The organism is Pseudomonas sp. BW16M2, from assembly GCF_014268865.1.
In the GTDB taxonomy this organism is placed as follows: Bacteria; Pseudomonadota; Gammaproteobacteria; order Pseudomonadales; family Pseudomonadaceae; genus Aquipseudomonas; species Aquipseudomonas peradeniyensis.
In genome coordinates this window covers 1-6,188 of record NZ_JABWRI010000060.1, presented here as the reverse complement: position 1 = coordinate 6,188, position 6,188 = coordinate 1, and the positions used below count along the sequence as shown (strand labels likewise).

The 6,188-nt window shown below is 65.1% G+C and carries 4 protein-coding genes and 1 tRNA gene; 2 read left to right on the top strand and 3 right to left on the bottom strand.

The window, feature by feature from the left end; genetic code table 11:
* Window positions 1-208 precede the first annotated feature (208 nt).
* Complete coding sequence (locus HU735_RS26725) at window positions 209-2,245, bottom strand: NADPH-dependent 2,4-dienoyl-CoA reductase (RefSeq protein ID WP_186716471.1); 2,037 nt, start codon at window positions 2,243-2,245, stop codon at window positions 209-211.
* A gap of 206 nt (window positions 2,246-2,451) precedes the next feature.
* Between HU735_RS26725 and HU735_RS26720 the strand changes: the two genes are divergently transcribed.
* Together HU735_RS26720 and HU735_RS26715 are read left to right on the top strand one after the other, a co-directional pair.
* On the top strand, window positions 2,452-3,570 hold the full coding sequence (locus HU735_RS26720) for a nitrilase-related carbon-nitrogen hydrolase (protein ID WP_186716470.1): 1,119 nt from the start codon (window positions 2,452-2,454) through the stop codon (window positions 3,568-3,570).
* A gap of 4 nt (window positions 3,571-3,574) precedes the next feature.
* Complete coding sequence (locus tag HU735_RS26715) at window positions 3,575-4,615, top strand: AraC family transcriptional regulator (RefSeq protein WP_186716469.1); 1,041 nt, start codon at window positions 3,575-3,577, stop codon at window positions 4,613-4,615.
* A gap of 205 nt (window positions 4,616-4,820) precedes the next feature.
* On the opposite strand, the gene HU735_RS26710 is transcribed toward HU735_RS26715, so the two are convergent.
* Both HU735_RS26710 and HU735_RS26705 read right to left on the bottom strand, forming a co-directional pair.
* Entirely contained in the window at window positions 4,821-5,702 is an 882-nt protein-coding gene (locus HU735_RS26710) for a DUF2242 domain-containing protein (protein WP_186716468.1), read from the bottom strand.
* A gap of 196 nt (window positions 5,703-5,898) precedes the next feature.
* A tRNA-Asp gene (locus HU735_RS26705) sits at window positions 5,899-5,975 on the bottom strand.
* Window positions 5,976-6,188: the final 213 nt, after the last annotated feature.

The following is a 6,188-nucleotide window of genomic DNA, read 5'->3' as shown; positions in this document are numbered from 1 at the left end:
ATCAAGATCAAGATCAAGATCAAGATCAAGATCAAGATCAAGATCAAGATCAAGATCAAGATCAAGATCAAGATCAACGGACATGGAGTAAGTGTAGAGTGCTGGCAATATTTACTTAGCTACAGCCACTCGCTGACAAGCCAACTTCCACAGAAAAGATGTATTACCACCTCAACTGTGGAAGTTGACTCACCAACGATTCAAACAATCACAGTTCCGCCGCCAACCTCGACCCTTGGTTAATCGCCCGCTTGGCATCAAGCTCAGCCGCCACGTCAGCGCCACCGATCAGGTGCACCGACTGCCCGGCCGCAACAAGGCCATCATGTAACTCACGCAGTGGATCCTGCCCAGCGCAGATGACGATGTTGTCCACCGCCAACAACTGCGGCTCGCCCTCGCCAACCCGTACATGCAGGCCGGCATCGTCCACGCTCAGGTACTCGACGCTGTTGAGCATCTGCACCTGCTTGTTCTTCAGCCCCGTGCGATGAATCCACCCAGTGGTCTTGCCCAGCCCGTCGCCGACCTTGGTTTTCTTGCGCTGCAGCAGGTACACCTGACGCGCCGGCGCATGAGGCTCGGCCTTGACCCCGGCCACACCACCACGGGCCTGCAAACGCGTATCGATGCCCCACTCCTTCCAGAACGCCTCACGGTCCTGGCTGGTGGCCACACCCTTGTGCACCAGGTACTCGGACACATCGAAACCAATGCCACCAGCACCGATCACCGCCACCCGCTCGCCCACCGGCTTGCGCTCCAGCAGCACGTCCAGGTAGCTCAGCACCTTGGCGTTGTCGACACCGGGAATGGCCGGCGTACGCGGGGCGATGCCGGTGGCCAGGATAATCTCGTCGAACTCGCCAGACACCAGCGCAGCCACATCGACACGGGTATTCAGGCGCAGGTCGACACCCGTGGACTTCACCTTGTTGCGGAAGTAACGCAGGGTCTCGTAGAACTCCTCCTTACCCGGCACGCGCTTGGCCACGTTGAACTGCCCACCGATCTCACCAGCGGCATCGAACAACGTCACTTCATGACCGCGCTCGGCGGCCACGGTGGCGGCCGCCAGGCCCGCAGGACCGGCACCGACCACGGCGATGCGCTTGACTGCCCGTACCGGCAGATAGTTGAGCTCGGTCTCGTGGCAGGCCCGCGGGTTGACCAGGCAGCTGGTCAGCTTGCCGCCGAAGGTATGATCCAGGCAGGCCTGGTTGCAGCCGATGCAGGTGTTGATCTCGTCGCCACGACCTTCAGCGGCCTTGTTGACGAAGTCCGGGTCGGCCAGGAACGGTCGGGCCATCGAGACCATGTCGGCATCGCCCTCCGCCAGCACCGCCTCGGCCACCTCCGGGGTGTTGATGCGGTTGGTGGTAATCAGCGGGATCTTCACCGCGCCACGCAGCTTGGCGGTGACCTTGCTGAACGCCGCGCGCGGCACCTTGGTGGCGATGGTCGGGATGCGCGCTTCATGCCAGCCGATACCAGTGTTGATCAGCGTGGCGCCGGCCTGCTCGATGGCCTTGGCCAGCAGCTCGATCTCGTCCCAGGTACTGCCGCCCTCGACCAGGTCGAGCATCGACAGGCGGAAGATGATGATGAAGTTCGGCCCAACCGCCTCGCGCACCCGGCTCACGATTTCCACCGCCAGGCGCATGCGGTTCTCGTAGCTACCGCCCCAGCGATCGGTGCGGTGGTTGGTGTGGGCGGCGAGGAACTGGTTGATGAAGTAACCTTCCGAACCCATGATCTCGACGCCGTCGTAGCCGGCACGCTGGGCCAGGCTTGCGCAGGTGACGAAGTCGCGGATCTGCTTCTCGATGCCCTCCTCGTCCAGTTCCTTGGGCTTGAACGGGTTGATCGGCGCCTGGATGGCGCTGGGCGCCACCTGTTTCGGGCTGTAGGCATAGCGTCCGGCATGCAGGATCTGCAGGCAGATCTTGCCACCGGCGGCATGCACCGCCTCGGTGACGATCCGGTGCTTGTCGGCCTCTTCCTCGGTGCTGAGCTTGGCCGCGCCGGAATACACGCCGCCTTCATCGTTGGGCGCGATGCCACCGGTGACCATCAGCCCGACGCCACCACGTGCGCGTTCGGCAAAGTACGCGGCCATGCGCTCGAAGCCGCCCGGGCGCTCCTCGAGGCCGGTGTGCATCGAGCCCATCAGGGTGCGGTTGCGCAGGGTGGTGAAGCCCAGGTCGAGGGGGGCCAGCAGGTGCGGGTAACGGTCGGTAGCCATGGATGGACTCCACAGGTGGCGTGATCACGGAATGCGGGCACCTCTACCAAGCCTCTACAGCAGCGTGGCGGGGCCCGTCGTTTGTCTGAGGTCGACATTAAACAGGCGTTTGAACACGCTCAATGATCGAAACTGACAACTTATTGATCCTGCTGCACAGCAGGACTACCCTAGGGCACTCCTTCTGCACAGCGCTGGACCACTCCATGCGAAAACTGCTAGCCGGCGCCCTGGCGCTGGTCACCCTTGCCGCCCTCTGCGGCTACGGCTTCTGGACCCTGCAGCGCCCGGAGGGTCATTACCTGTCCGACCTGCGCATCGAACTGGCCCTCAACCAGGGCGTGCCGGGCGAGCACGGCAACCTGCTGGGAGTCGAGCCGCTGCTGTATCCGGGGGACTACCAGAACCTCACGCGCCTTCACCGCAAGCTCTCGGCCTACCTGGAGCAGGCCCGTGCCCAGGGCCTGGTCAACCCGCGCACCGTGGTGGTGTTGCCGGAGCATATCGGCACCTGGCTGTGGGCCCGGGGCGAGAAACGCGAGCTGTACCAGGTCACCCAGCGCAACGAGGCCTGGCAGTGGCTGGAGCTGAGCAACCCGCTGCGCTACGGCCTGGCGATGCTCGCCGCCAGCGGTGACGATCGCCGCTCGGACGCGCACCTGCGCATGAAGGCCGCGCAGATGGCCGCCGACTACCAGCAAGTGTTCGGCAACCTGGCCCGGGAGTTCGGCGTCACCCTGGTCGCCGGCTCCATCGTCCTGCCCGCACCCTATGTGGAGAACGGCGTGTTGCGCACCGGCAACGGCCCGCTGTACAACAGCAGCCTGGTGTTCGCCAGCGACGGTTCGGTGCTCGGGCAGCCCCAGCATCAGCAGTACCCCGACAGCGAAAGCCGGCGCTACATCCACGACGGCCAGCAGCATCCGCTGCAGGTGCTGCAGACCCCCGCCGGACGCCTGGGCGTGCTGATCGGCAGCGACAGCTGGTACCCCGCCAACTATCGGCAACTGGCCGCGCAATCGGTGCAACTGGTCGCCAACCCGGTATTCCTCAGCGGCAAGCAGAGCTGGCAGGCGCCCTGGCGTGGCAACCGCCACCAGGCCCAGGCCGCCGACCTGCCCCTGCGCCGCGGCGCAGTGAGCGAACAGCGCGCCTGGCAGCAACTGCCCCTGGCCGCCAACGCCGCCACCCCGAGCATGAGCGTGTTCATGCGCGGCCAGTTCTGGGAACTGGGCAGTGACGGGCAGGGCTTCGCCAGCCAGGGTGGCACGCTGTGGGTCGGCAACGACAGCCACGGCGCGCGCCTGCTCAACCTGTGGCTGTGACGACATGCCCCGCCCCCGCGTACGCCTGGGTGAACTGTCGGTCGGTTTCGTCCAGCCCCTGGCCGAGGCGCTGACGGCACTCGGCCACGATCCGCACCCCCTGCTGCTGCGCTATGGCCTCGACGCCAGGCGCCTGGCCGAGCCGGGCGCGCGGCTGTCGATCCCGCGCTACATGCACCTGGGACACGCGGCGATTGCCCTGTCCGCCGAGCCGGCGCTGGGCCTGCACATGGGCCGCCTGAGCCGCCTGGCCCAGGCCGGGCTGGCCGGCGTCGCCGCCGCCCAGGCCCCGAACCTCGGCGACGCCGCCCGTACCCTGCTACGTTTCGAGCCACTTTATGCCGCCAACTACCGCGGCCAGTCGAGCTTTCACGAAGACACCCAGGGCGCCTGGCTGCGGTTCTACTCCATCAGCCCCTACAACGACTACAACCGTTTCGTGGTCGACTCGCTGCTCGCTGGCTGGCTGGCCCAGCTTGGCGCCCTGGCGGCCAGGCCGGTGCAGGCCGAGCGCCTGGAAATCGAGTTCGACGCCCCCGCCTACGCCGCTCAGTACCAAAGCCTGTGCGCAGGCCCGGTGCATTTCGGCGCCACAGCCAACCAGCTGCGCCTGAGCCAAGCCACCCTGGCCCTGCCCAACCCGCAGCACTGCCCCAGCACCTGGCAGCACCTGCTGCAGTTGTGCGAGGCGGAACTGGCCCAGCGCACGCGCGTGCGCAGCCTGGGCGAACGCATCACCCACCTGCTGGGGCCGCTGTTGAACGGTGGGCGCGAGCCGGATCTGGAAGAAGTGGCGCGGCACCTGCAGCTGCCGACCTGGACCTTGCGCCGCAAACTGGCCGAGGAAGGCACGCGCTTTCGCAACCTGCTCAACGACACGCGGCGCGACCTGGCCGAGACCTATATCCGCGACACGGAGCTGGCCTTCGGCGAGATCGCCTATCTGTTGGGGTTCGCCTCGGCCGAGGCCTTCCAGCGCGCATTCAAGCGCTGGACGGGGCTGACACCGGGGGAATTTCGCCGCCTTCAGCGGCAGGTGGGCTAGAGCTCGGTGGCGTCGTCGGCCGGCTCCGGCAGGTCCAGTTCATAGGCCTGGAATTCGAGCAGTTCTTCCTGGTAATCGTCCATCTTCTCGCCCCTTTGATTCATCGTTCTTTGGTCATTGCGCCAACCTAAGGCAGCGGAATGACCAAATGATTACAGCCCTATGAACGATAAACGTAGCAGGCGCCCGGGAAGTTATCGACGCGTCAGAGTGGCGCGGGGGCCTGCTCCACTGCCGGCGCTTCCTGCTGTACCTGGATCGGCGTTGGCTCGACGGGCGGCGCGATGGGCTGCGAGCCCTTGCTGTCGTCAACAATCGGGGCCGCAGGGACTTCGCTGGCCGGTACAGGAGCCGCTGGAGCGGCAACAGGCGCGGGCGCAGCGGCAGGGGCGACGGCAACCGGAGTCGGTACCGGGGCCTCTGCCACGCTCTCGGCGACCGGCGCGGCAGACTGCGGCGCAGGTGCCAGGGCGGCGGGCGCGGGCTCCGGCAAGCCCAGGTCGGCGGCCGGTTTTTCCACCTTCGGCTCGGCGGCAGGCTCGGTCTTCTCCGGCTTCTTCGGCTTCGGCAGGTAACTTTCCACCAGGGCGAAGTAGCGGTCGTAGAACTGCGCGGCAGTGACCGTCTCGCTGGCGACCTTGACCATGGAGTCGTCGGTGGAGCCGATCGGCATCGACACCGAACCCAGCACACCGACGCCAAGGCTGGCGGAGGTGTTGGATTTCTTCAGGGTGTAGCGGTCCTGCAGGGCGTTGGCGAACATGGTCGAGCGCTGCTTGTCGCTCATGTCCGGCACGCAGGTGATGTTGAAGCTGATCTGCAGGTGGTTCTCGGCGTTCTGCTGGAAGCTCTTGTTGCCGGCGACCTGGTTGGCGTCGCTGCTGGTGATGATGTAGCCCTGGCTGAGCAGCGCGCGCCGCGCCGCCTCGCAGGAGCCCGCCTCGCTGGTGGCGAAACTGCGGGAGAAGGTGCCCGAGTCATCGAAGTTCTCGTGCTCGTAGACGGCGGCCTTTTTCGAGGAACAGCCGGACACACCCGCCAGCACGAGGGCCAGCCCGAGCGCGCCATAGACGGTTGATCTAGACATTGCCAATTCCGGGAAGAAACGAATGGGGCGTATTGTGCAACACATCGATCAGTGGCTGAAACCATTGATCAGTGAAGACTCTGTCAGCTTGGTGTAAATCCTTGCCCATGACTGCGCAAGACGCTGAAACGAAAAAAGCGACCCGAAGGTCGCTTTCTCGTTGCTTCGAAGTGTTCTAGGGACCTCGAGGCGAAGATGGCGCAGCGGACGGGACTCGAACCCGCGACCCCCGGCGTGACAGGCCGGTATTCTAACCGACTGAACTACCGCTGCGTATCGTTCGAGCTTGCGCCCGATTGAAACTGGGATCTGAGCTTTCAAGCGCTGTGGCGCGAAAGCCAGGCACAAAAAAAGCGACTTTGATATCGCCTTTTCTGTTTTGCCTTGAGCGTTCATGGGGCTCTTGGCAGAAGATGGCGCAGCGGACGGGACTCGAACCCGCGACCCCCGGCGTGACAGGCCGGTATTCTAACCGACTGAACTACC

Excerpts from the sequence above, each read along its gene's own strand:
- HU735_RS26725 (WP_186716471.1), bottom strand. The coding sequence starts at position 2,245 with ATGGCTACCGACCGTTACCCGCACCTGCTGGCCCCCCTCGACCTGGGC.
- HU735_RS26720 (WP_186716470.1), top strand. The coding sequence starts at position 2,452 with ATGCGAAAACTGCTAGCCGGCGCCCTGGCGCTGGTCACCCTTGCCGCC.
- HU735_RS26715 (WP_186716469.1), top strand. The coding sequence starts at position 3,575 with ATGCCCCGCCCCCGCGTACGCCTGGGTGAACTGTCGGTCGGTTTCGTC.
- HU735_RS26710 (WP_186716468.1), bottom strand. The coding sequence starts at position 5,702 with ATGTCTAGATCAACCGTCTATGGCGCGCTCGGGCTGGCCCTCGTGCTG.